Annotated in this window: 21 protein-coding genes; 10 read left to right on the plus strand and 11 right to left on the minus strand. The window is 33.6% G+C overall.

Going from position 1 to position 24,747, the window contains the following annotated elements; genetic code table 11:
- Positions 1-83: 83 nt before the first annotated feature.
- Together D1815_RS13990 and D1815_RS13995 are read right to left on the minus strand one after the other, a co-directional pair.
- Positions 84-539, minus strand: coding sequence for a MarR family winged helix-turn-helix transcriptional regulator (locus D1815_RS13990; protein ID WP_035086231.1), 456 nt, complete (start codon positions 537-539; stop codon positions 84-86).
- 226 nt (positions 540-765) lie between these two features.
- Positions 766-2,682 carry an ABC-F family ATP-binding cassette domain-containing protein gene (locus D1815_RS13995; RefSeq protein WP_027395016.1) on the minus strand — a complete coding sequence of 639 codons (1,917 nt, stop codon included), beginning with the start codon at positions 2,680-2,682 and terminating at the stop codon, positions 766-768.
- Positions 2,683-2,738: 56 nt separating this feature from the next.
- Between D1815_RS13995 and D1815_RS14000 the strand changes: the two genes are divergently transcribed.
- On the plus strand, positions 2,739-3,125 hold the full coding sequence (locus D1815_RS14000; protein ID WP_027395015.1) for a DUF983 domain-containing protein: 387 nt from the start codon (positions 2,739-2,741) through the stop codon (positions 3,123-3,125).
- Here D1815_RS14000 and D1815_RS14005 read toward each other — a convergent pair.
- The 8 genes from D1815_RS14005 to D1815_RS14040 all read right to left on the minus strand — a co-directional run bounded on the left by D1815_RS14005 (position 3,117) and on the right by D1815_RS14040 (position 13,581).
- On the minus strand, positions 3,117-4,163 hold the full coding sequence (locus tag D1815_RS14005; protein WP_118387706.1) for an FAD-binding oxidoreductase: 1,047 nt from the start codon (positions 4,161-4,163) through the stop codon (positions 3,117-3,119). The genes D1815_RS14000 and D1815_RS14005 overlap by 9 nt on opposite strands.
- A 67-nt stretch (positions 4,164-4,230) precedes the next feature.
- A complete protein-coding gene (gene gldN / locus D1815_RS14010; RefSeq protein WP_027395013.1) occupies positions 4,231-5,121 on the minus strand; it encodes a gliding motility protein GldN in 891 nt (296 codons plus the stop codon).
- Positions 5,122-5,136: 15 nt separating this feature from the next.
- Positions 5,137-6,684 (minus strand): gliding motility protein GldM, encoded by a 1,548-nt coding sequence (gene gldM / locus D1815_RS14015; protein WP_027395012.1) that lies wholly within the window; start codon positions 6,682-6,684, stop codon positions 5,137-5,139.
- Positions 6,685-6,726: 42 nt separating this feature from the next.
- Positions 6,727-7,353 (minus strand): gliding motility protein GldL, encoded by a 627-nt coding sequence (gene gldL / locus D1815_RS14020; protein ID WP_108805060.1) that lies wholly within the window; start codon positions 7,351-7,353, stop codon positions 6,727-6,729.
- Between the two features lie 90 nt (positions 7,354-7,443).
- Entirely contained in the window at positions 7,444-8,817 is a 1,374-nt protein-coding gene (gldK, locus tag D1815_RS14025) for a gliding motility lipoprotein GldK (protein ID WP_027395010.1), read from the minus strand.
- A 110-nt stretch (positions 8,818-8,927) separates the two neighbouring features.
- Positions 8,928-10,091, minus strand: coding sequence for a formimidoylglutamase (locus D1815_RS14030; protein WP_027395009.1), 1,164 nt, complete (start codon positions 10,089-10,091; stop codon positions 8,928-8,930).
- 9 nt (positions 10,092-10,100) lie between these two features.
- Complete coding sequence (gene topA, locus D1815_RS14035; protein WP_027395008.1) at positions 10,101-12,599, minus strand: type I DNA topoisomerase; 2,499 nt, start codon at positions 12,597-12,599, stop codon at positions 10,101-10,103.
- Between the two features lie 199 nt (positions 12,600-12,798).
- Positions 12,799-13,581 (minus strand): hypothetical protein, encoded by a 783-nt coding sequence (locus D1815_RS14040; protein ID WP_118387708.1) that lies wholly within the window; start codon positions 13,579-13,581, stop codon positions 12,799-12,801.
- Between the two features lie 138 nt (positions 13,582-13,719).
- Between D1815_RS14040 and miaB the strand changes: the two genes are divergently transcribed.
- The 8 genes from miaB to D1815_RS14080 all read left to right on the plus strand — a co-directional run bounded on the left by miaB (position 13,720) and on the right by D1815_RS14080 (position 21,398).
- Positions 13,720-15,165, plus strand: a complete 1,446-nt coding sequence (gene miaB, locus D1815_RS14045; protein ID WP_118387710.1) for a tRNA (N6-isopentenyl adenosine(37)-C2)-methylthiotransferase MiaB — start codon at positions 13,720-13,722, stop codon at positions 15,163-15,165.
- 34 nt (positions 15,166-15,199) lie between these two features.
- Positions 15,200-16,459 carry a sigma-54-dependent Fis family transcriptional regulator gene (locus D1815_RS14050; protein ID WP_118387712.1) on the plus strand — a complete coding sequence of 420 codons (1,260 nt, stop codon included), beginning with the start codon at positions 15,200-15,202 and terminating at the stop codon, positions 16,457-16,459.
- A 35-nt stretch (positions 16,460-16,494) separates the two neighbouring features.
- Complete coding sequence (locus tag D1815_RS14055; protein ID WP_233557497.1) at positions 16,495-16,998, plus strand: LptE family protein; 504 nt, start codon at positions 16,495-16,497, stop codon at positions 16,996-16,998.
- 19 nt (positions 16,999-17,017) lie between these two features.
- The gene (locus D1815_RS14060) at positions 17,018-17,959 is read left to right on the plus strand and encodes a hypothetical protein (RefSeq protein WP_118387714.1); all 942 of its coding nucleotides are present in this window, start codon (positions 17,018-17,020) and stop codon (positions 17,957-17,959) included.
- 9 nt (positions 17,960-17,968) lie between these two features.
- A complete protein-coding gene (gene secG / locus D1815_RS14065) occupies positions 17,969-18,301 on the plus strand; it encodes a preprotein translocase subunit SecG (RefSeq protein WP_118387716.1) in 333 nt (110 codons plus the stop codon).
- A 149-nt stretch (positions 18,302-18,450) separates the two neighbouring features.
- On the plus strand, positions 18,451-18,726 hold the full coding sequence (groES, locus tag D1815_RS14070; RefSeq protein WP_027395001.1) for a co-chaperone GroES: 276 nt from the start codon (positions 18,451-18,453) through the stop codon (positions 18,724-18,726).
- A gap of 79 nt (positions 18,727-18,805) precedes the next feature.
- On the plus strand, positions 18,806-20,443 hold the full coding sequence (gene groL, locus D1815_RS14075) for a chaperonin GroEL (protein WP_027395000.1): 1,638 nt from the start codon (positions 18,806-18,808) through the stop codon (positions 20,441-20,443).
- Between the two features lie 184 nt (positions 20,444-20,627).
- Positions 20,628-21,398, plus strand: coding sequence for a hypothetical protein (locus D1815_RS14080; protein WP_027394999.1), 771 nt, complete (start codon positions 20,628-20,630; stop codon positions 21,396-21,398).
- 18 nt (positions 21,399-21,416) lie between these two features.
- Here the strand turns inward: D1815_RS14080 and D1815_RS14085 are convergent, their stop codons facing one another.
- Positions 21,417-22,892, minus strand: coding sequence for a helix-turn-helix domain-containing protein (locus D1815_RS14085; RefSeq protein ID WP_118390007.1), 1,476 nt, complete (start codon positions 22,890-22,892; stop codon positions 21,417-21,419).
- A gap of 125 nt (positions 22,893-23,017) precedes the next feature.
- Between D1815_RS14085 and aceB the strand changes: the two genes are divergently transcribed.
- Positions 23,018-24,616 carry a malate synthase A gene (aceB, locus tag D1815_RS14090; RefSeq protein WP_118387718.1) on the plus strand — a complete coding sequence of 533 codons (1,599 nt, stop codon included), beginning with the start codon at positions 23,018-23,020 and terminating at the stop codon, positions 24,614-24,616.
- Positions 24,617-24,747: the final 131 nt, after the last annotated feature.

Below are 24,747 nucleotides of genomic sequence, written 5' to 3' on the forward strand. Positions count from 1 at the left end.
AAAAAACAACCACCTTGTAAAAACCAAAAAAGACATCTAAAAATTTTAAATGTCTTTTTAATCTTATTTAAGATTTATTTATGTTAATCTGCTATTTCAGCGATTTTAGCTTTTATTTTCTTAAGTGTGCCAATCAAATTTTCGATTTCTTCATTACTCAAACTTTCTTGAACAGCTGGTATCAAATCGTACATAATTGGAGTTACCTTTTCGATAACTTCTTTTCCATAATCTGTGAGGAAAATTCTATTTACTCTTCTATCATTCTCATCGCTCTTTCTTACCACAAGATTCTTACTCTCCATTGTATTTACCAATCTTGTCATAGAGGTCTTATCACGATGCGTAATAAATGCTAAATCATTTTGAGATTGCCCATCATTAACTCTTAGACGCTTCAAAACACTCCATTGTTCTTTTGATAAATCCAATCCATTTTCACCAAACGCTTTCTGAACCAGAAACCCAAAATCATAATGGATTTTCCCTACCCAAGATAACGCATGTGCATTTAAATCAATGGCTTTTGTATCATTCATACATTGTATACTTTAGTTTACGAGTACAAAAATATCTATAAATATTCAGTTGTACCTGATACAAACGACAAAAATTATCATCAATTATAAGGTTCATTCTATCTTAACATTTAGGTAACATACGTTAATTTAAGTATGTTTAAAAAAAGTGACCTTGTACTATCAGAATTATAATTTTAGGGTTTTATTTTTACACATTCTGTAAATTAAACACCCCAAACAGGAGCTAAGATAATTTATCAATTTCTTCCTGTAATGTTTCCCAATTTTCCATCAATGAAGCTAAATTTTCTTTTTTTGCTTGATATTTGTCAAAGAAATCTGGTTGTGCAATAGTTTGATCATAATTAATCGCTAACTCTACGTCTATTTCTTTTATTTCTTTTTCTAGTTTGTTGATCTTAGATTCTATATTACTAAGCTTATTATTTAATGATTTTAACTTTTTCTGACTCTCATAAGATTGCTTAGCAGTTTCTTTTGTATCTGAAATAGATTTAGCTTGTTTATCTTTCTTTTCTATATCGCGTAGATCATCTACCCTTCTTTGTTCTAAATAATAATCAATATCTCCTAGATATTCTTTTATCTGCTTATTCCTAAATTCATACACGGTATTGGTTAATCCCTGAAGAAAATCTCTATCGTGAGACACTAAAATCAAAGTCCCTTCGAAACTTTTTAAAGCTTCTTTTAATATGTTTTTGGATTTAATATCTAAATGGTTAGTAGGCTCATCCATAACCAATACATTAAAAGGTTCTAAAAGCATCTTACACAAAGCCAATCGATTACGCTCACCACCAGAAAGCACCTTTACCTTTTTCTCCACTTCATCTCCTCTAAATAAAAATGCTCCTAGCATATCCCTCACTTTACTTCGGGTTTTCTCATTTGCAGCATTAATCATAGTATCATGAATTGTTAATTCACCATCGAGATATTCTGATTGATTCTGTGCAAAATATCCTATCTGTACATTATGACCTAGTTTCAGATTACCTATATGTGATATCTCATCTATTATAATTTTAGCTAATGTAGATTTTCCTTGCCCATTCTGGCCCACAAAAGCTGTTTTAGAACCGCGTTCTACTAACAAATCAATATCTTTTAGAATCTCCTTTTCTCCATAGTTTTTACCAACTTTCTCAGCCTCTATAACTACTTTACCTGGCTGCACACTTATAGGAAAACTGATGTTCATTACTGCATTATCATCTTCGTCTACTTCAATACGTTCTACTTTATCCAATTTCTTAATAAGCGATTGTGCCATAGAGGCTTTTGAGGCTTTCGCTCTAAATTTTTCGATAAGCTTTTCGGTCTGTTCAATCTGTTTAGATTGATTTTTTTGTGTTGCTAATTGCTGATCTCTTATTTCCTTACGAAGCACTAAATACTTAGAATACGGTTTATTATAGTCATAAATTCGACCTAATGATATTTCTATAGTTCTATTAGTAACATTATCCAAAAACATTTTATCATGAGAAACTATAACTACTACTCCTACATAGTTTTTCAGAAAACCTTCTAACCATATAATAGACTCAATATCTAAATGGTTAGTAGGCTCATCCAACAGGAGTACATCATTATTTTGCAATAACAACTTTGCCAGTTCAATTCTCATACGCCAACCTCCAGAAAAAGTATCTGTTAGTTTACCAAAATCCTCCCTTACAAACCCTAAACCTTGCAATACGCGTTCGGTTTCTCCTTGATAATTATATCCACCTAGAATTTCATATTGATGCGTATAATCACTTAGATCTGTTATCAATTGATTATAACTCTCACTTTCATAATCCGTACGTTCTGCTAGTTGAGTATTAATCTTATCTATTTCTCTTTCAATCTTCTTGATTTCTGTGAAGGCTTCATACGACTCTTCCAGTACTGTTCTCCCTAAAACAAAATCAATATCCTGCTTTAGAAAACCAATTTTTATTTCTTTATCCATCGCTATCTGACCAGAATCTGGTTCTTGTTCTTTGGATAAAATTTTAAGCATTGTGGATTTCCCTGCACCATTTTTTCCTACTAATCCAACTCTATCTCCGGCATTTAATCTAAAGGCGATTTCTTCGAAAAGATATTCTCCTCCAAACGAAATTGAAAGGTTATGTATGTTTAACATCAGCTTTTGAATCTTTTGTGCAAAGATGATTAATTTTGTAATAGAATAAAAGTACTATGAGCTTCTTAAAAGGAACTAAAATCTACAGCATTTTTACAGGGACATGTCCAGTATGTCAAAAAGAAAGTATGTATAAGGATAATAATCCATACAAACTTGGAAAAATCTTTCAAATGCACGAACGTTGTAGTCACTGTAACACAAAATACAAGATAGAACCATCTTTCTTTTATGGCGCTATGTATGTAAGCTATGGTGTTGGCATCGCATTTGCAGTTGCGGCGTTTGTGATTGGCAACTTATTTCTAGAACTTAATTTGTTAAATAGCTTCTTTGTAATCGTAGGAACACTAATATTCTTCTTTCCTATAATTCTTAGGTTATCAAGAAACATTTGGATTAATCTTTTTATGCATTATGGCAAAAAGAAAAACTTATCTTAATTCAAAATAGCGATTAATATCAATTTCTTTCTCTAAAGTAACTCCTTTTTCTATACTGGCATATAACTTTTCTGTCACATAAGGTCCAATCAATATACCACGACTCCCTAAACCATTTATTATGTGAAGGTTTTTATATACTGGATGCGTACCTATAAAAGGCCTTCTATCTCTAGTTGTTGGTCTTATACCGGCTACTTGATCAACAACTTTATACGCTACTTTTAAGAAACGACTTAACTTTTTTTCTAAACTTTTCTTAGCAGAAACTGTAATATCAGGAGTCTTATCTTGATTGTTATAGGTAGCTCCAACCTTATACAAATTATCTCCTAACGGAATAATAAATATAGATGATTTTACTGCTTCATTAAGTTTTAGTTCTTCTGATTTAATTATAATATACTCCCCTTTATTTCCTTGTAACGGTAAATAATTAAAGAACGGATTATTTCTAAGACCATACCCTTCAGAAAATAGAATGTTTTTAGCCTTTACTCCTTTATACTCTATGAAATCCTCTTTGACTACTAGTTTATCATACTCAAAAGACTCCGTAACCAAAGAATTCTTGCTTTCTATATAAGATAAATACAACCGTAACATCGTACTAACATCAATTTTTCCAGCATGTTTTACTTCCCCAAAATGAAATGGTATATCTAAAGCCTTATTTTGGTTTTTAATTAAATCAGAAGAAAGAAACCTTGTTAATGATGGTTTATCGCAAGCTTCAAACCATAAATTTTGTTCTTCAATATCATTAAATCGTCTCAAAATTGGAAACATAGAAATTAGAGGCACATCTAATTTACTCTCTATATTTTTATAAACATTCATTGCCAACTGTAGTTGTTCCGAAGCCAACCAAGCTGGAGTAAATCGCTTAAGAATTACTGGGTTAAACAATCCCCCAGCAACCCTAGAAGATTGTTCTGAGCTATTCTCATAAACCAAATATGACTTATTATTATCTTCTAACTTATTAACAAATGATAACCCAGCTAGTCCGAATCCAACAACTATATAATCTACCATAGAATAAAAATAACAAAACGCCCAACAAAAGTTGGGCGTTTATATATTATATTAGAAACTATAGAGTTTAGTAACTCCACATATCCATTTCAAAATTTCTGATACTTTCTTTAATTCTTTCACTTTCCAATAACTGCATCAAAGCATTGTCAATGATATAATCATTTACCTCTCGGTCACCTTGAATGTTATCTTCCTTGTAAATTACCGAATTAAATCGTCTTGCATTAAGTACGTGATCATAAGTAAAAGGCATTGAGGTATTCTTCCTATTAAAAGCCTTCGCATTATGAAGTATCTCTCTTACATCAGGATACCAAACCCAAAATAACGGAACCATATCAGGCTCATCATCATTAATAAAGTTTACATCCGGTGCAACTGGAGCAATACCAAGTAGCCTATATCTTAATTCTCCCTGACGCTTATCAAAATACCAGTATCCTCTGATCTTATATTCCGAAATGTCAGCAGCACTAATTGTAGTTACCTCAATATATTGAGGATCTACAGGCTCACCAGCATTAAACTGCTCATACCCTAAATCTAACGTATCTATTTTAGACAAAGTACCATCAAGATCACTTAATGTACGTGTCTCTGTAAAATATGAATCTGCGTAAATTTTTTGGATTTTACCATTCTTAACATTTGACAACAGTACATCATATAATGCACGTCTATCAGCACCAATATTAACCGTATCTATAGGATAATATAATGGGAAATTTATACGCTCATCAAGATCGATTGTCTCCCAAGTAGTTTTTGCCCAAAGTACATCACGTTTGTCAACATAACCATATTCCAACGGAAGGTCATTATCCGCTTGAATCTGTTCGATTGTTTTTTTCCCAATATCTTCTGGACTATCAGCATTCAAAATATTGGCTTGACCAAACGAAAACAACGTCACGAATAGGCCAAAAACGGTTAATAACAAATTTTTCAAATTCATAATCATTAGTTTATTTTAGTTCGTTAACTCAATGACAACTGGAGATATTTTTTTCAATTTATATCCCTTATTCGTTTTTAACTGAGCTTTGATATCCATTACCTGAACTGTAGATCCTCTCTTTGCTTTCTTAAGTGCAGATTTTGCTCTTGAATCCAATCTACGTCCTCTTACATTAATAGTAGGCTGACCACTTACTTTAAACTTAAAGCTAGTTACGTCTAACTTAATATCAAAATCGAAATCCGGTAGTATTGCTCCAATAGAAGCTTTCTCTAAACCACTTTTGGACATTTTAATACTTCCATCTTCACCTCTTGCAGTACCTACAGGTCTTGGGATATCTTTAATTCTAAATTTCTTACTATCACTAACAGTAGTTCCATTTGGAAGTTTACCACTTACTTTGATAGCAACTTCTCTTGCTTTAACTGTAGTAACATTCATTACATATTTACCAGCTCCACCGCTTTTCTTTAGACCAGGTGCACTTGCACTAACTGCAGGAACTCCAGGAATAGAAATCGTCATAGGATTCTGAACTCCTCTATATACCACATTCATTTTATCAGCTGAAATTACAGCAGAATTTGGTTTTGGGATAACAGCATAAGTACTTTGAATCTTAATTGGTATGATAGAATCACCTTCTTTAAACTCAAGTACACCGTCTATTTTTCTTTCTCCAACATTTCCAGCTGGGAAATCTAACATAATCTGACCGTTCTGAACTTCAGTTTGCTCCTTACCATTAACCATTACTTTCGTTGGCTTTAATGTAGCGTCAAAACGACCAAGAACAATACGTCCTTTAAATTTCTCTCCACTAAAGAAAGCAGTTTTATCCGGAACAACTATCGCTTCATAATTACTAAACGATAATTCAGAAGCTTGCTGTCCAGCTAATAAAGCAGATAACACTTTACTTTCTGTAGTTTTAACATCAGCTTGCATTTGAGTTAATTTAGTAAGAGAAGCTACTAAAGGAAAACCTTCGAAGTTATATTTCAACCAGTCTACTTTTACCTTATCTCTGTTTTCTACATCTTCTGTAGAGAAAGCTTTCTCAACATCAGTTGCTACTTGACCATCAACTTCTTTTACAGAACGTATAGCTGTAACAACTCCTTCTCTATATGTCTTGATTTTTTCAAGGAACTCCGACGCCGCTGCTGAAGTTTTACCTCCTTCAAAGAATTTAGTATCTAAAGCATCAGGCTTATCCATTGTCTCGTAATCTGTTGGATCATCAGCTGTTTCTAATAACTCAGACTTTAATTGTTCCACATATGCATTAAATTCGTTAGAATAAGTACTGATTTCATCAGCCTTCTGCTTAAGTGGTGTATATTTTTCCGGTTGTTCCGAAACTTTGTCCGCTAATCCAGTCATAAATGCTGAATTACGTTCAGTAGCAATAGTATTAGCTGCTGTAAGTTTTTCATTCATTAAACCGAATGCAGATAATACTTCTTTTGACATATTTAATGCCATCATCGCTATAAATACCAAGTACATAAGATTGATCATCTTCTGCCTTGGTGATAATTTTCCTCCTGCCATATTTCTATATTTTGGTAGTTATTTTTTAAATTAAGTTAAATACTAGTTTCTGTTCATAGCACTTAACATACCACCATATACTCCATTAAGAGAAGACAGGTTACTAGACAAGCTCTTCATTTGCTCTTCAAGCGCTTTAGCGTTATCAGCAATTGCAGCATTAGCTTCAGCTTGTTTTGCAGAAGATTCTAATTGTACTTTGTACAAGCTGTTCAAAGATTCTAAGTGAGTGGCAGCAGCGGCCATTTCTTCACTATATTTTTTAGTTCCTTGGATAGCATCCACACTAGGTGCAATACCTTTAGCAGCACCTTCGAAGTTACGGATACTTTCTCCAAGACTATTCATTAAATTTGTATCTAATCTAGCCTCTTTAAGCATATCATCTAATTTTTTAGATAATAAACCTTCAGGAGTTTGAGCTTCTTTCTTATCTCTTTTACTTCCACCAGCTAACTCTGGATATACTAGAGACCAATCTAACTCATCATCTACTGGTTCGAATGCAGAAACTGTAAATACAAGTGCTTCTGTAATTAGACCAATGATAAGCATCTCGTTTCCAAAAGGCCAGTGCATAATTTTAAATAAAGCTCCAAGGATTACTACAGCCGCTCCGAGACCGTATACCATGTTCATTAACTTCTTGCTTGATTTTGAATTTGCCATAATAAATGTGTTTAGTTTTTTAAATTTTTTAAATATTAAATTAAAAAAGGGTTAGTAATTAAGGTTGATAGATAAATTTTGGGACTTATTCTAATTCTGATTTTGGGTATTATCTTCTCCAGTAACGTCAGTACCCATATAATCCTGTACCGTTCTGAATCCAATATAACTTCTAGCTGAATCCGCGTATTCGTAATCTCTCGTACTTACCTGTAGGAAATAAGCAACATCTTTCCAAGATCCACCACGTACAACTTTTCGTTTGTTCTGATCATCATTAACATTCGGGTTCATTGATGATACATATTCATAGGCTGCAGGATCATAAGAAGACTGCACCCATTCTGAAACATTTCCAGCCATATTATATAGGTTATAATCATTAGGCTCAAATGTTTTAGCTTCTACCGTATAAAGGAAGTTATCCGCAGCATAATTACCACGTAAAGGTTTAAAGTTCGCTAAGAAACAACCTCTATCATTTAGCGCATATGGACCTCCCCAAGGATATGTTCCTGATTCTAGACCACCTCTAGCTGCGTATTCCCACTCAGCCTCTGTAGGTAATCTAAAATAATTTACGAATTCCTTGTTACGTTTTTTCTGATAAGAATTTTTTTCGATAGTTCTCCAAGTACAAAAAGCTTTTGCTTGTTCCCAAGAAACTCCAACTACTGGATAATCATCATACGAACTATGCCAGAAATAATCATTATGCATTGGTTCATTATAAGAATAATTAAAATCTTTAATCCATACTGTCGTATCAGGGTATACTTCGATTACTGTTTCCTTAACAAAATCTTTTCTTCTTCCCTTCTTAGCACGAGCAGCAGCTTGAATATCCATCCAAGTAAACCTGAATTTAAAATTCTGCACATCAAATGTTCGTCTACCGTTATAAGATTCTTCTAAAGGAATGTATAAAGAATCCATAACTTCTGTATAAAACTCATCAGGATAATCTTCCGTATCCCATTCGATGTCTATATCTTTATTAAGTTTACGACCTTCGTAACCAGTTTCACCTGTTCCACTATAATTGTCGTATACATATTTTTCATAAACAGACATATCTTCTGTGTTCGCATCAAGGAAAGCATATTCTCCGATACCATCATCACCTGGGGTTTTACCCAAATCATCAGCCATGATAGCTAACTTCATTCTGATTGTAGAATCACGAACCCAGCGAACAAATTGTCTATATTCACTGTTAGTAACTTCAGTTTCGTCCATGTAGAAAGAACGAACAGTAACTGTTTTCGTAGGTGCATTAGCCAATGCAGCTTTGTCATCATCAGATTTACCCATGATAAACGATCCTCCGGGGATGAGGGCCATTCCATAAGGTTTCTCTGGATGCCATTTTTTACCCTTTACTCCGACTAGTTCTCCGCGGTTTCCTCCACCACAACTATAGAGCATTGCTACAATAGCAAAGAGTGATACAAATTTCTTCATAACGTGTTTTAGGTTAAGATCTTTGAGATTTAAGGTCGTAAACCTATTTATTTATTTCCAGAAAAACAATTTTTTTCTAAAAAAAACCTTAAATCTCCCTAATAAAAATGTTAAACTTCGTTTTTTCGTTTTGCCTTATACCATCTTTCAGGTATTTCTTGATTACAAGCACGCTCATAATCGTTGTATGTGCAAGGTAATAACGTGTGTCTTTTCAATTTATTATTTCCAGATGAAATAAATGGTATTTCTATCCACCATCTTTCTGTTTTAGGACTCTTATAAAATGAAAGAACCTCGTCTTCTATTGGTACATTATAATGAAGCGTTCCTGCTTGATTCTTAATATCCAGTTCGTTAGACCTATAATTAACTCCTTCAATAAAATACCATAATATTTGAGCAATTAATAAAGCTGTGGTTTCTTCATGTTTAAAATTTTTAAATTCATACACTCCAAAACTTTTTACTTTATCGCTAATACCTGCATATCTTGCTATAGCACAAATCTCTCTTCCATTAAATCCATTTGGAGAAGCGTATTTATAGTCAAGACAGGTAGAACTCATCGCGCCAAGATCAATAGCTACAATATCAGCATCTCTCATAATTGGCTCAACAATAGTAACATCATGAGTAACCTCTCCTAGCCTATAGGCATCGAAATATAGCTTTTCAATAAGATCTATCTCTTCTTGAGAATTAAAATAAGTTTGATACCCAATGTTACTATAATTAAAAAGATTATATGGTTGCTCTACAATAATTTTACCAACGAAAGAATTATTTTTTATCGGTTGAGAAGTATTTCCTAAATCAAATCTACTATCTACATTTACTAAGTTAACCATCCTTTCTAAAATATCGAAAGCACGATATTGACCATACACCAGATCTTGACTTCCTCCAATAATTAGAGGTGTAACATTTTTTTGAAGTAGCATTGAAAGAACATCTTTCATTAAAAAATAGGTATCACTAACCTCTTCTCCAGGAATAATATCTCCAAGATCTACAATCGAAGTATCCCAGTTGCCTGGGAAAAGATCATATAAAGATTTACGAATGGTATCAAAATAAAGATCCTCTCCTAAAAAATTAATATCATTCCTATTTTCTCTAACACCAATTATTGCAATGTTCACCTTATCTAACTCTGGCACTCCATACTCGGAGGTATGGATCTTAATTTCTTTTCCAAGTGCTTGATCTGGAAGCAAAGCAACATGCGCAGCTACTATTTCGCTAACCGGCGAAAGGAATTCTAACGACATATTTTAAGCTTATTTCTTTTTAGTAGTCTTTTTTGTAGTTTTTTTCTTTGCTGTCTTTTTCTTTGGAGCATTCTTTTCAATAAGATCTTTCACTTTCTCTAAAGTAAGCTTAGTAGCATCCACGGTTTTAGGTAATTCAATTTTAGTTTTACCTTTTATTATATTACTTCGGCCCCATCTTGCTTTCTCAACCCTGATACCTTCTTCTTCCCAATTGTGAATTACTTTATCTATCTCTTTTTGTTTCTTTTCTTCAATAAGCTGAATTATATCTTCATCAGAAAGATTATCAAAGTCATATTTTTTATTCACATTAATAAACATACCTTTCCATTTAATAAATGGACCAAATCTACCTGTACCTTTCTGTACTGGTAAATCTTCATAGGTATATATAGGAGCATCTGCTTTCTCCTTTGCATCAATAAGCTCTATTGCTCTCTCTAGAGAAGTACTTAATGGATCTTCTCCTTTATCTAAAGAAACAAATTTAGCTCCAAATTTCACATAAGGTCCAAAACGTCCATTATTAACAGTAACTGTTTCTCCCTTATAATCTCCAAGTTCCTTTGGTAATTGAAACAAATCCATTGCCTCTTCAAAAGTAACACTACTTAATGTTTGTCCCGGAGCCAAACTAGCAAACCTAGGCTTATCCTCATCTTCTGCCGTACCAATCTGCACCATAGGGCCAAATTTACCTAAACGAACACTTACTGGTTTTCCTGATTCTGGATCTTCTCCCAAAATTCTTTCTCCTACTTCACGTTCCGCATTCTGAGCAACATCCTCCACTCTAGGATGAAACTCATCATAAAACTCCTTCATCACATGTGTCCAGTCCTCTTGACCTTCAGCAATTTCATCAAAGTCCTGTTCTACTTTTGCAGTAAAATTATAATCTAAAATAGAGGAAAAATGATTTACTAAAAAGTCATTAACTACCATACCTACATCAGTTGGAATTAATTTTCCTTTATCACTACCAACTTTTTCCTTTAGATTTTTTTCTTTAATGGCATCTCCAGAAAGCGTAATCTGTACATATCCTCGTTCTTCTCCTTCTTTAGAACCTTTCTCTATATAGTTTCTATTTTGAATAGTAGAAATTGTTGGCGCATATGTAGATGGACGACCAATACCTAATTCTTCTAACTTCTTAACCAAAGCTGCTTCTGAATACCTGCTTGGCGGTCTTGTAAACCTTTCGGTAGCGGTTACATAATTATTAAACAAACTCTCTCCCACCTTCATTGCAGGAAGAATTCCACTTTGTTCTTCATCTTCATCATCATTGCCCTCTAAATAAACTTTTAGAAAACCTTCAAATTTTATCACCTCTCCATTTGCAACGAATTGCTCATTATGTGAAGTCGATCCAATTTTAACATTGGTTCTTTCTAATTTAGCATCACTCATCTGTGAAGCGATCGCTCTTTTCCAAATTAATTCATACAAGCGTTGTTGATCATGATCAACAGGAACTGTATGCCTGGCAAAATCTGTAGGTCTTATCGCTTCGTGAGCTTCTTGAGCACCTTTTGATTTACCTTTATATTGCTTAGGATTACTATACTCATCTCCATATGCAGAAATTATTTCTGCTTTTGCACTATTCTGGGCTTCGGTAGACAGGTTAACACTATCCGTTCTCATATATGTAATCAATCCTGCTTCGTACAGACGTTGCGCCATGGTCATTGTCTTACTAACAGAAAAATATAGTTTTCTCGAAGCCTCCTGTTGTAGTGTAGATGTTGTAAATGGGGGAGCTGGAGATTTTTTTGCCGGTTTTGTAGTAAGATCTGCGACTTGAAATCCTGCTCCAAGATTTTTTTGTAAAAATGCTTCAGCTTCAGCTTTTGTTTTAAAGTTCTTAGGTAATTTTGCTTTAAAAGACTTTCCTTTTTCATTAGAAAACTCAGCATCAATACGATATGAAGCTATAGGTGTAAAACCAAGTATATCACGTTCTCTCTCTACGATTAAACGAACTGATACCGATTGTACTCTACCAGCAGATAACCCTCCCTTTACTTTTCTCCATAATACGGGAGATAACTCATATCCTACTAACCTATCCAGTACTCTTCTGGCTTGCTGTGCATTTACCAGATTATAATCTATACTCCTTGGATTCTCTATTGCTTTAAGTATAGCTTTTTTAGTAATCTCATGAAAAACAATACGACGGGTTCTCTCTTTATCCAACTTCAACTCCTCTGCTAAGTGCCAAGCAATAGCTTCTCCTTCTCGATCTTCATCACTCGCCAACCAAACCATCTCGGCCTTCTTAGAAAGATCTTTTAATTTCTTAACCACATCTTTCTTATCCTTGGAGACAATATACTTAGGTTTAAAACCTTCTTCTACATCTACTCCAAGTTCTTTTGCCGGCAAATCAGCAATATGTCCGAAACTAGAAGCTACTTTATAGTCTTTTCCTAGAAACTTTTCTATTGTCTTTGCCTTAGCCGGTGACTCCACAATCACTAAATTCTTAGCCATAATCCTTTTTTTTCATCTGTTGATAATTAATGTCTATTAGTTTACAGATGGAATCTCTAATAAACATTTTTAGTTGGTAGTTACCCAGCCACGAGGGCTTTTTTCTGAGAACAAAAGTATATCAATTTTTCGAGATCAAAATTTTTTCTCAGAAATTATCATAAAAAAACCTGCAGATTAGCAGGTTTTGTTTTATTTATTATTCTACAATTACGTTCCAGCTTTCAGATTCATTTTCATTTTCAAAACCTATACCATCTTTATATAAATAATATATAGGCAAGTAGACAAAAGAAGCCGTAAAGAAAATTCCTATAAAACACAATATCATTCCTACTATTTGTGCTAACATTGATGAAATAAAAATCAATCCGAAAGCGATTAACCAAATTTTATTCCCGAATTTAAAACTTGCCTTGATTAAATCAGAAGCACTGACATCTGGATTAAAAGCAAAAATAACCCCTAACAATTGCAAAGGAACTATAACATAAAAAAGAGGAAGATAGCATAGAGATGCTGCTAATAACGCAATCCCAAAAGTTGCTATCGCTAACGTGAATATTTTACCTAAATATTTACCTTTAAAAAACATAAAATAACTGGTGGTCTGGGGAAGCCCCATATCCACCTGTTTACAAACCCTATAAAAATGAGCCGTTATAGCTAATTGAAACGCAGAGGCTACCATAGATACTATAATAACTAATATTACAAATAAAATTCCCATACCTATAGACAAGTCTTCTTGAACATACCCATAATCTCCATAACTATTTTCTAATCCAGCCACTCCAATTATTGCAAAAAGAGGTATATAAATCACAATAAGTAAAGGGATCATTATAACCAAAGAAATTAACAAATGAACAAAGCCCTGCAACCAGACTTTCTTAAAAAGCTCTATACTATTATTAAAAATATTTCCAAAATCGACAGAATTACTGTTTTCTATTTTTTCAAAGAGCTGGTTGGAATTCATAATGCGTATGGATTTAGTTAATTAGTTATCTCAAATATAAATATTTAAACAAATATAACACTGCCACTTTGTCATATATCGTTTTAAAGAGTATCTTTGCACACTATTTGAGTTAAATCAGCAAGGACATTATTATACATGGAGAAGATTATTGACGAGAACATTCAAGGACAGGCATTGTCTTTAGATAATAAAGAAGGAAACACTAGGAAGCTTTTTATTGAAAGCTATGGGTGTCAAATGAATTTTAGTGATAGTGAAATTGTTGCTTCAATTTTAGCAAAAGAAGGATTTAATACTACCCAAAAGCTTGAAGATGCTGATTTGGTCCTTGTAAACACTTGCTCTATTCGCGAAAAAGCAGAACTTACGGTAAGAAAACGTCTGGAAAAATATAATGCTGTAAAAAGAATTAACCCAAAAATGAAAGTAGGTGTTCTCGGATGCATGGCAGAACGTCTTAAAAGTAAATTCCTAGAGGAAGAAAAAATTGTAGACCTTGTAGTTGGTCCGGATGCATATAAAGACCTTCCTAATCTCATTGAAGAAGTAGACGCAGGGCGTAACGCAGTGAATGTAATACTCTCTAAAGAAGAAACATACGGAGATATTTCTCCTGTTCGCTTACAAAGCAACGGTGTTTCTGCATTTGTATCTATCACCAGAGGCTGTGATAATATGTGTACATTTTGTGTAGTTCCTTTCACAAGGGGTAGAGAACGTAGCCGTGATCCACAAAGTATCATGGAAGAAATCGATGACTTAGCTGCAAAAAAATTCAAAGAAATTACCCTATTAGGTCAAAATGTAGATAGCTATCTATGGTACGGTGGAGGATTGAAAAAAGACTTTGAAAAAGCAAGTGATTTTCAAAAAGCTACTGCGGTAAATTTTGCTAAGTTATTGGATATGGTTGCAGAAAAACATCCTAAAATAAGATTACGTTTTACTACATCTAATCCTCAGGATATGACATTAGATGTTATAAAAGTAATGGCAAACCATAAAAACATTTGTAAATATATCCACTTACCTATACAGAGTGGTAGTGATCGCATTCTTAAAGAAATGAATCGTTTACATACTCGTCAAGAATATTTTGAATTAATCGACAATATTAAAAGGTTGATTCCTGATTGTGCTATTTCTCAGGATATTATCACAGGGTTTCCTACGGAAACCGAGGAAGATCACCAAGATACATTATCCTTAATGGAATATGTAAAATACGAATACGGGTTTATGTTTGCTTATTCTGAACGCCCAGGAACTTTAGCTGGTCGTAAATTAGAAGATGATGTTCCTGAAGCTACTAAAAAGAGAAGACTTAACGAAATTATTACAGCTCAACGCCGCCATAGTACTGAAAGACATGAAGCATTCTTAGGTAAAACTATGGAAATATTAATCGAAAAAGAATCAAAAAAATCCGATGCACACTGGAGTGGAAGAAATACTCAGAATATAGTCGCCGTTTTCCCTAAAGGAGATTACAAAATTGGAGATTTTGTAATGGTTCGTATTGATGAGTGTACCAGTGCAACACTACTTGGAGAGGCTGTTGAATACTCTGACAATAATTAAAAAAACAATTTAAACAACCAATATAGTTTATCACATGGAATCAGTTCAAGCCACAAAACAGCGATTCGGTATTATAGGAAACAATCCTAAACTAAACCGATCCATAGAAAAAGCTATTCAGGTAGCTCCTACGGATATATCGGTTCTGGTTACTGGAGAAAGCGGTGTTGGTAAGGAAAGTATCCCAAAAATTGTTCATTCGTTATCACATCGAAAACACGGTAAATATATCGCTGTCAATTGCGGTGCTATTCCAGAAGGAACAATCGATAGTGAACTATTTGGCCATGAAAAAGGAGCCTTTACCGGAGCTACCTCAACCAGAAGTGGATATTTTGAAGTAGCAGATGGTGGAACTATATTTCTTGATGAAGTTGGAGAGTTACCACTAACAACACAAGTAAGACTATTAAGAGTACTAGAAAATGGTGAGTTTATTAAAGTAGGATCGTCTAAAGTCCAAAAAACTGATGTACGAATTGTGGCAGCAACAAATGTAAATATGTTCGAAGCTATCAAAAAAGAAAAGTTTAGGGAAGATCTATATTATCGCCTAAGTACAGTAGAGATCCTATTACCTCCTTTGCGAGATCGTGAGCAAGACATACACCTCTTATTCAGAAAATTTGCTTCTGATTTTGCTACAAAATATAAGATGCCAACTATTCGACTAGAAGATGCTGCTGCTCAATTACTAGAGAAATATCATTGGAGCGGTAATATCAGGCAATTACGCAACATTGCAGAACAAATATCAGTCCTTGAACAAAACAGAACGATATCCGCTAGCACATTACGAGGATATTTACCTGATATTGGAAGTAATTTACCCGCTATAATATCTTCGGACAAAAAAGATAGTGATTTTAGCAATGAACGAGAGATACTATACAAAGTGCTTTTTGACATGAAAAACGATCTTAATGATCTCAAAAAGCTGACGATGGAATTAATGCAAAGTGGAAATTCTCAACAGGTACAGAAAGAAAATGAAGGGTTAATTAGAAAGATTTATCGGGAAGAAAAAGAAGAAGAAACACCTTTTGAAGAACCTGTAACGCAAACAACAGAAGTTTTACAAATAACCCCTTCTGACACAATTAAAAAAGACGAAGACAAATATCATTTTGCAGAGGAAATTGAAGAAGAAGAAACTCTTTCCTTACATGATAAAGAATTAGAGTTAATTAAAAAATCTCTGGAACGTCATCGCGGAAAAAGGAAAGCGGCGGCAGAAGAATTAGGAATAAGTGAGCGCACCTTATATAGAAAGATTAAACAATACGATCTTTAACACAAAAAATAAACACTCATTAAAAACATATAAAATTGGTACACAAAATTAAATATACCATTGTAGCAATCATCGGAATTATTATAATCCAAGGATGTGGGGCATACTCTTTTAGTGGAATAAACACTACAGCAACTACATTTCAAGTAGGTTTTTTCCAAAATCAAGCATCAATCATTATCCCTGGAATTGATCAAACGTTTACCAATCAGTTACAAGATTTGATATTAAATCAAACTAATCTAGACCTGGTAACTTCTAACGGAGATATTGCCTATGAAGGCGAAATTGTTCAATATTATGTAGCCCCAACCAATGCAACATCAGCAAATACAGCTGCACAAAACAGACTTACCATTGCTGTAAATGTTCGTTTTTATGACATAAAGAACCCTAAGGAAGATTTAGAACAACGTTTTTCATTCTTTTTCGACTACCCAGCTACACAAGCTGAGACAGCTGTTAGAGATGAAGCTGTCCAAATAATCTATGACAGAATTACTCAGGATATACTAAATGCTACATTAGCAAAGTGGTAAAACCTTAAATTATTATTTTTTGAATACCAAAGAACTTACATATCTATTTCAAAACCCTTTATCTATAAAAAAGGAACAAACAGAAAATCTAGTGAAAATCATTCAAGAGTTTCCTTATTTTCAGTCTGTAAGATCTTTACTCTTAAAAGGGCTTAAAGAAGATGAAAACTTCAGATACAATCAAGAATTAAAAACTACAGCAGCTTATACTACTGACAGAGGAGTTTTGTTTGATTTTATAACATCTGAGCTCTTTAATAACAGTATCAAAACACTTGATACAGAAAAGAAGATCAATAGTGATATCGATGTTGTAGACGCGCAAGAAGTTAAAGTACTCGAAAGAATCTCCATAGACGATGCTGTATCCATGAATATGGAAGAAGCTGAAGATGTACTTGACCCATCTTTGTTCTCTCATAAAGATGAAGATACCCCTAATAATATTACAATTGCAGAAACAATCATAGAACAATCAGAAAAAAATAATAAACCTGAAAACACTATAATTGCAAAAGATGCCGAAAAAGAATTGGATATAGATAAACCATTTGATTTTGATAAAAAAGAAGCGCATTCTTTTGCAGAATGGTTAAAACTTTCGTCCATACAACCAATTGACAGAGAAACTGAAGTAAAAAATCAAACCGAAGACAAAAAAGGTGAAATTGAAAAACCTTCTGACCAAGAACACAAGTTTAACCTTATCGATGAATTTATTGCCAACAACCCAAAGATCAAACCAGCAGAAAAAAATGCCCCATCTCGAAATTTAGCTAATGAACATATGGTAGCTCCAGACGAGCTAATGACAGAGACTTTGGCTAGAGTTTATTTAGCTCAAAAAAAATACAAAAAGGCAATTCAGGCATATAAAATATTAATTTTGAAAAATCCCGAAAAAAGTGGTTTCTTTGCAGACCAAATTCGAGCGGTAAAAAAATTACAAGAAAATAAATAACAATATATAATGACAACGTTTTCAATCTTTTTAATATTAATCGTAGTTGTGTCATTTTTACTGGTAGTAGTAATTATGGTTCAGAACCCTAAAGGAGGAGGTTTATCGTCTTCTTTCGGTGGAGGAGGAACACAACAATTAGGCGGTGTAAAAAAAACCACAGATTTCTTAGATAAAAGTACTTGGGCATTAGCAACACTGCTATTAGTTCTTATTCTTTTATCTAATGTAGACTTAATGGATGGAGCTACAAATCAAGATCCAACAGTAGACACGAATGATATAGAATTGATTCAGGATGCACCTGTTGCTCCTGCAACGGATGACACACCTGAAGAATAATTCAGTTTATGAAACCAAGATACAATGCCGACTTGTCATACAGTCGGCATTTTTTGTTTCAATTTGTCAGTATCAAGCCACTGGCATAATTTCTGAAATGCATAGCATCAAATAATTCATTTTAATTTAAAAATATAAAACCAATAATAATGGGAGTAAATATTAAACCTCTTTCGGATCGTGTGGTTATTGAGCCACTTCCAGCGGAAACGCAAACGGCATCAGGATTATACATCCCTGATTCAGCACAGGAAAAGCAACAAAAAGGTAAAGTAGCTGCTGTAGGTAGCGGTAAAAAAGATCACGAAATGACCGTAAAAGTTGGTGATACTGTACTTTATGGAAAATATTCTGGTACTGAATTAAAATTAGACGGTAACGATTATTTAATAATGCGCGAGGATGATATCCTAGCAATCGTTTAACATTCAATCAAAACACAAATCTAAATTTTTGATACCCTGAAGTAAATCAGGAATTCAAGATTAAAAAATTAAAAATATTATGGCTAAAGACATAAAATTTGATATAGAAGCACGTGACGGAATCAAACGTGGTGTAGATGCATTAGCAAATGCAGTAAAAGTAACCTTAGGGCCTAAAGGTCGTAATGTAATCATTAGTAAATCATTTGGTGCTCCTCAGGTAACTAAAGATGGTGTTTCTGTAGCTAAAGAAGTAGAATTAGAAGATGCTCTAGAGAATATGGGAGCGCAAATGGTAAAAGAAGTAGCTTCTAAAACAAATGATCTTGCTGGAGACGGTACAACTACTGCTACCGTTTTAGCACAAGCTATCGTAAAAGAAGGTCTTAAAAACGTAGCTGCTGGAGCTAATCCAATGGATCTAAAACGTGGAATAGACAAAGCCGTTTTAGCAATTACAGCAGATTTAGAAAAGCAGACTAAAGAAGTGGGAAGCTCTTCGGACAAAATCAAGCAAGTAGCAGCTATTTCTGCTAACAATGATGAAACTATTGGAGATCTTATTGCCAAAGCTTTCGGAAAAGTAGGAAAAGAAGGAGTTATTACAGTAGAAGAAGCTAAAGGAACAGATACTCACGTAGATGTTGTAGAAGGAATGCAGTTCGACAGAGGATACCTTTCTCCATATTTCGTTACTAACAGCGAGAAAATGACTGCAGATTTAGAAAATCCTTATATTCTTTTATTTGACAAAAAAATATCAGCAATGAAAGATTTATTACCTGTTCTTGAGCCAGTTGCTCAAACAGGGAAGCCTCTTTTAATTATTGCAGAAGATGTAGACGGAGAAGCATTAGCAACACTAGTTGTAAATAAACTTCGTGGCGCATTAAAAATCGCAGCTGTAAAAGCTCCCGGTTTTGGTGACAGACGTAAAGCTATGTTAGAAGATATTGCTATTCTAACAGGAGGTACTGTAATTTCTGAAGAAAGAGGATTTACTTTAGAAAACACAACTATTGAACATTTAGGTACTGCAGAAAAAGTAGCTATTGATAAAGACAATACAACTGTTGTAAACGGAGCTGGTGCTGAAGATTTAATCAAAAACAGAGTAAATCAAATCAAATCTCAGATCGAAACAACTACTTCTGATTACGATAGAGAAAAGCTACAAGAGCGTTTAGCTAAATTAGCTGGTGGTGTTGCTGTTTTATATGTTGGTGCTGCTTCTGAAGTAGAAATGAAAGAGAAGAAGGATCGTGTGGATGATGCACTTCATGCTACTCGTGCTGCAGTAGAAGAAGGTATTGTTGCTGGTGGAGGTGTTGCTTTAGTTAGAGCTAAATCTGTTCTAGAAAAAGTAAAAACTGAAAACGCTGATGAAGCTACAGGAATACAAATTGTAAACCGTGCTATAGAAGCTCCATTAAGAACGATTGTAGAAAATGCAGGTGGAGAAGGATCTGTTGTAATCTCTAAAGTATTAGAAGGCAAAGACGATTTTGGATATGATGCAAAATCCGAAGCATATGTAGATATGCTAAAAGCTGGTATCATTGACCCTAAAAAAGTGACTCGTATTGCTTTAGAAAATGCAGCTTCTGTCTCAGGAATGATCCTTACTACGGAATGTGCATTAATTGATATCAAAGAAGATGCTCCTGCTGGAGGTGGAATGCCACCAATGGGTGGAGGAATGCCAGGAATGATGTAATAGCAAATTGCTATAGATATAAAATTAGCTAGTTTATGCTAAAATACTTAACCCCGTTTCAAAAATTTGAAACGGGGTTTGTTTTTAATATCAATATTGAATTCCCAATGATTAAAACCTTTTTCTAAAAATAGTATCTTTGGATTCATAAAAAAATAAACCAACTTTAACCTTCACTAGTAGTATGCCTAGTCTATATGATGACTTATTTGAAGAAGATGGAAAGAAGAGCAAAGCCAATGATTCTAAATCCCAGCCTATAGACCTGGACAATGATCGTTTTCAAGAAACAGGAAAAGAGTCATTAGATGAGATATTAATACTATCAAAACAATTTAATACAAAGGCAGAGCCATTTTCTAAGCTACTTACCAATACCAGAGCAATCGATCATGAAATCGAAAAAGGAATCATTGATTTTTTCTTAGTTGCAAAAGATAAATACGATCAAGGTACTTTAGCAAAAGAACGTGATTACTATAATTTACTTCAAAACAAATTTGAAGCTGTCATTACCTCAATGCGAGATCTAGGAAGCATACACCTAGAAACAATTAAACAATTTAATCGTGATATTGATAAGGATTATTATTCCATCCAAAAGACCGATAAGCAAGTACAATCAGATAAAGAAATAGCAATTGATCATATCAATATGCAAAGAAAAATTCTTGCAGATGCAGCAGCAAGTTTATCAATTCTAGAAGAAGCTTTAGCAAATACCGAAGATCGATTACGCAATTATATCAACGCTGGAGGAGTAAATAACATCTCTCGTTCTGAATGCGAAATTTTAACACAAAAGCGTATAGATTTAACCAGCGGAAAATCATATCATTTTGATTATTCATTTTTCAAAATGAATTTATTAGATAAAACAGCTATCGCAATGGGAATGTATTTAAAAGAGACTACATCACAATATTTAAATAAATTAAATAACGTTTTTCGTTAATAATTGAACTAATTGTAATTACGAATACTCCTTAACAATATCGGCTACCAATCTTGAAGTTCTTTTATATTTTTCTTTTGCTAATAATCGCTTTGGTGGTGCTTTTCTAACCTCGCAATCCATAATAGAACAAGATTCGCAAGTAACTCCAACCTTCACCTTTGGAATTTTAGAATCATTAACAAATGCAATTTTTTTCTCCAAAGAAGATGATATTAAAAATCCAATACCAATACTACGATAATAATCTTTTCTAAATGGATCTTTGGTAGCAGACGTAAACACAAGATATTGTTGATCCGTATCTGCATAATCAGAAATCTGAATATCGAAAGAATAAGATAGATCATCACTTGCAGTACGTTGTAATGTTTTAATAGCCATCCATCTCCTACAGTAATGCTCATTAATCTCATTTGCATGAGGTTGTTGTTGATGCGTGATATGCAATTCCTTCACTAAATTAAATCGCTCCATTCCTTTTCTATGAGTAAACCTTAAAAAGAAAACATTCTGCATTCCAAAATCCTTAGGCAAAATATTAGTTAGACGTTGGTAAAAGGATTCTGGAGAAGCATTATACAGCTTCATTATTTTATGAAAAGATTTTTCGGAAAAACGTTTTCCAGTAAAAAGATCTTTTAGATGACCTTTTAAATGATTCCTAGGTATAATTAATGCCCCTGCAAAATAAGAAGCATAAAAATTATGCAATACCTCTTCGAAATTATCATAACGTATCCAAGAAAAAGTATAAGGTCGCTGTTTAATCTCCATATATTGATACCCCAACTCCTTTGCATAGATAAATGTTTTCTGCGGCTCATCTACTCTATCTGATAAAAGGAGTGTTTTTGTTGATGGTACAAATACAGATCTCAGATTATCCAACTCTTCGTGATGCGGTATTCCTGCAGTATTAATAGTATAACCATACTCCTCGATCAAAATCTCTTCTAATTCTGACGCAGCAATATTACCCGACAAGTCTAATTGATAAGAATTGGCAAATCGTACGGCAGTATCTTCTAAATCCTTGAAAAAATTGTTATGCGCTTCTTGATAAGATCGTAAAGAAGCTAAATAAAAACCTTCTCTACTCATATTATAATGCTGAGCAATTTCTATGATAGTACTTATAAATGCATTTACCTTAGAAGGGGCATTCGCGATAATATCAATAAGGTCACTTTGCTGGATTCCAAATAACTCTAGTGGAATTTCATCAAGAATTCCTGACTGTAAAATTTCTCCAATTGGAGCAAGGTTTTTATCTAATTTTAAGGAAACTAAACTATCATAAGGCACCTCTAAGGTTTCTGCAAGCTTAATTATCTTATCTGTTTTTGGATATTTTTTTCCTTTTTCTATCTCATTAAGGTACGACTTAGACAACCCACTTAACTTGGATAAACCAAAAAGCGACAAGTCTTTATCTGTCCGTATTTGCTTGATTTTCAGACCAAAAATCAATCTAATATATTCTTCTGCTATTGCCATAAAGCCAAAAGTAGGGATTTTCGCGAATATTTTCAAAAACAAAAAATTCACATTTAGCGAACGTTCGCTTGTTTTATAAAAAACTTTTTTTTAATATTGTTCACTCAAACGATATAGTTATGGAAACTCAAACAAACCTAAGTCAGAAAATTAGCTTTACAAAAGAGGTGAAAAATTATCATCCAGAGATTCTTACGGATGGTGCTTTAGCTTTTCTTGAAGCTTTGCATAATCGTTTTGACGGAAGACGATTAGCACTTTTAAACAACAGAGAACAACAGCAACAACTGTTTGATCTAGAAACTTTTCCAGCATTTCCGGAAAACACTAAAGAAATTCGCAATAGTGAATGGTCCGCAGCTCCAATACCTGCAGATCTTCTGGATAGAAGAGTAGAGATCACAGGTCCTGTTGACAGAAAAATGGTCATCAATGCCTTAAACTCGGGTGCAAAAACATTCATGGCAGATTTTGAAGACAGTAATGCTCCTTTATGGGAAAACTGTTTACAAGGACAAAAAAATCTCATGGATGCCGTCAACAAAACTATTTCGTTCTACAATCCTAAGAAAGATAAAACGTATCAGCTAAATGAAGAAGTAGCTACATTAATTGTACGTCCCAGAGGATTACACCTTAATGAGAAACATCTTTTAATAGAAAACAAAGAAATTAGTGCTTCTCTTTTTGATTTTGCATTGTATGTATTTCATAACAACGAACAACTAAAAGAAAATGGCACCGCTCCTTATTATTACATCCCTAAACTAGAACATTTTACAGAGGCAATCTGGTGGAATGACGTGATCGATTTTTCTGAAGAATATCTTGGTTTAGAACATGCAACTATAAAAGTTACTGTGCTAGTAGAAACTATTACAGCTAGTTTTCAATTAGATGAAATCATTTATGCATTAAAAGAACATATTGTTGGATTAAACTGTGGAAGGTGGGATTATATATTTAGTTACATCAAAAAACTAAGAAATCATAAAGGTTTTGTAGTTCCCGATCGTGCTCAAGTAACTATGACAAGTCCATTTATGGATGCTTATAGCAAAAGAGTAATACAACGATGTCATAAAAGGAATATATTAGCCATAGGAGGTATGGCAGCTCAAATTCCGATCAAAAATGATGAAGAAAGAAACAAGCAAGCATTTGCCAAAGTAAAAGCTGATAAAGAACGTGAAGTAAAGAATGGTCATGATGGAACTTGGGTAGCACATCCAGGTCTGGTACCATTAGCTATGGGTGTTTTCGATATGCATATGCAAGAAGCAAATCAATTAGATGTAAAAAGAGAAGATGTAGTTGTAACAGAAGAAGATCTTTTAGAAATCCCTCAAGGAACTATAACAGAAAAGGGAATCCGAGAAAACATTAATGTTGGCATACACTATATCGCAACTTGGTTAGGAGGAAATGGTGCTGTAGCTCTATACGATCTTATGGAAGATGCCGCTACCGCAGAAATTAGCAGAACCCAAATCTGGCAATGGCTCAAAAACGAAGTAAAACTTGATAATGGGTTGAGACTGAATTCTAATATGTTTCATATTCTTTTTGAAGATGAATTGAAAACCATAGAAGATCAAGCAGGAAAAGATCTTTTTGATAGTGAAAATTATCAAAATGCAATCCAGATATTTCACAACTTAGTTACCACTGATAGATTTGAAGAATTTTTAACAACACAAGCTTATAAATACTTATAATAGATTAAAATCATATAGTTAAAAAGCTATTAAAGCTACCACACTAAAATTAAACAATTCTAATTTTTTCCGATTTTATAATTGTGCTCTTACAGCATTCGTTTTAAACGAATGCTGTTTTTTTGTAACAT

The sequence above is a fragment of the Aquimarina sp. AD1 genome (assembly GCF_003443695.1).
GTDB classification, from domain to species: Bacteria; Bacteroidota; Bacteroidia; order Flavobacteriales; family Flavobacteriaceae; genus Aquimarina; species Aquimarina latercula.

Excerpts from the sequence above, each read along its gene's own strand:
- D1815_RS13990 (WP_035086231.1), bottom strand. The coding sequence starts at position 539 with ATGAATGATACAAAAGCCATTGATTTAAATGCACATGCGTTATCTTGG.
- D1815_RS13995 (WP_027395016.1), bottom strand. The coding sequence starts at position 2,682 with ATGTTAAACATACATAACCTTTCAATTTCGTTTGGAGGAGAATATCTT.
- D1815_RS14000 (WP_027395015.1), top strand. The coding sequence starts at position 2,739 with ATGAGCTTCTTAAAAGGAACTAAAATCTACAGCATTTTTACAGGGACA.
- D1815_RS14005 (WP_118387706.1), bottom strand. The coding sequence starts at position 4,163 with ATGGTAGATTATATAGTTGTTGGATTCGGACTAGCTGGGTTATCATTT.
- gldN (WP_027395013.1), bottom strand. The coding sequence starts at position 5,121 with ATGAATTTGAAAAATTTGTTATTAACCGTTTTTGGCCTATTCGTGACG.
- gldM (WP_027395012.1), bottom strand. The coding sequence starts at position 6,684 with ATGGCAGGAGGAAAATTATCACCAAGGCAGAAGATGATCAATCTTATG.
- gldL (WP_108805060.1), bottom strand. The coding sequence starts at position 7,353 with ATGGCAAATTCAAAATCAAGCAAGAAGTTAATGAACATGGTATACGGT.
- gldK (WP_027395010.1), bottom strand. The coding sequence starts at position 8,817 with ATGAAGAAATTTGTATCACTCTTTGCTATTGTAGCAATGCTCTATAGT.
- D1815_RS14030 (WP_027395009.1), bottom strand. The coding sequence starts at position 10,091 with ATGTCGTTAGAATTCCTTTCGCCGGTTAGCGAAATAGTAGCTGCGCAT.
- topA (WP_027395008.1), bottom strand. The coding sequence starts at position 12,599 with ATGGCTAAGAATTTAGTGATTGTGGAGTCACCGGCTAAGGCAAAGACA.
- D1815_RS14040 (WP_118387708.1), bottom strand. The coding sequence starts at position 13,581 with ATGAATTCCAACCAGCTCTTTGAAAAAATAGAAAACAGTAATTCTGTC.
- miaB (WP_118387710.1), top strand. The coding sequence starts at position 13,720 with ATGGAGAAGATTATTGACGAGAACATTCAAGGACAGGCATTGTCTTTA.
- D1815_RS14050 (WP_118387712.1), top strand. The coding sequence starts at position 15,200 with ATGGAATCAGTTCAAGCCACAAAACAGCGATTCGGTATTATAGGAAAC.
- secG (WP_118387716.1), top strand. The coding sequence starts at position 17,969 with ATGACAACGTTTTCAATCTTTTTAATATTAATCGTAGTTGTGTCATTT.
- groES (WP_027395001.1), top strand. The coding sequence starts at position 18,451 with ATGGGAGTAAATATTAAACCTCTTTCGGATCGTGTGGTTATTGAGCCA.
- groL (WP_027395000.1), top strand. The coding sequence starts at position 18,806 with ATGGCTAAAGACATAAAATTTGATATAGAAGCACGTGACGGAATCAAA.
- D1815_RS14080 (WP_027394999.1), top strand. The coding sequence starts at position 20,628 with ATGCCTAGTCTATATGATGACTTATTTGAAGAAGATGGAAAGAAGAGC.
- aceB (WP_118387718.1), top strand. The coding sequence starts at position 23,018 with ATGGAAACTCAAACAAACCTAAGTCAGAAAATTAGCTTTACAAAAGAG.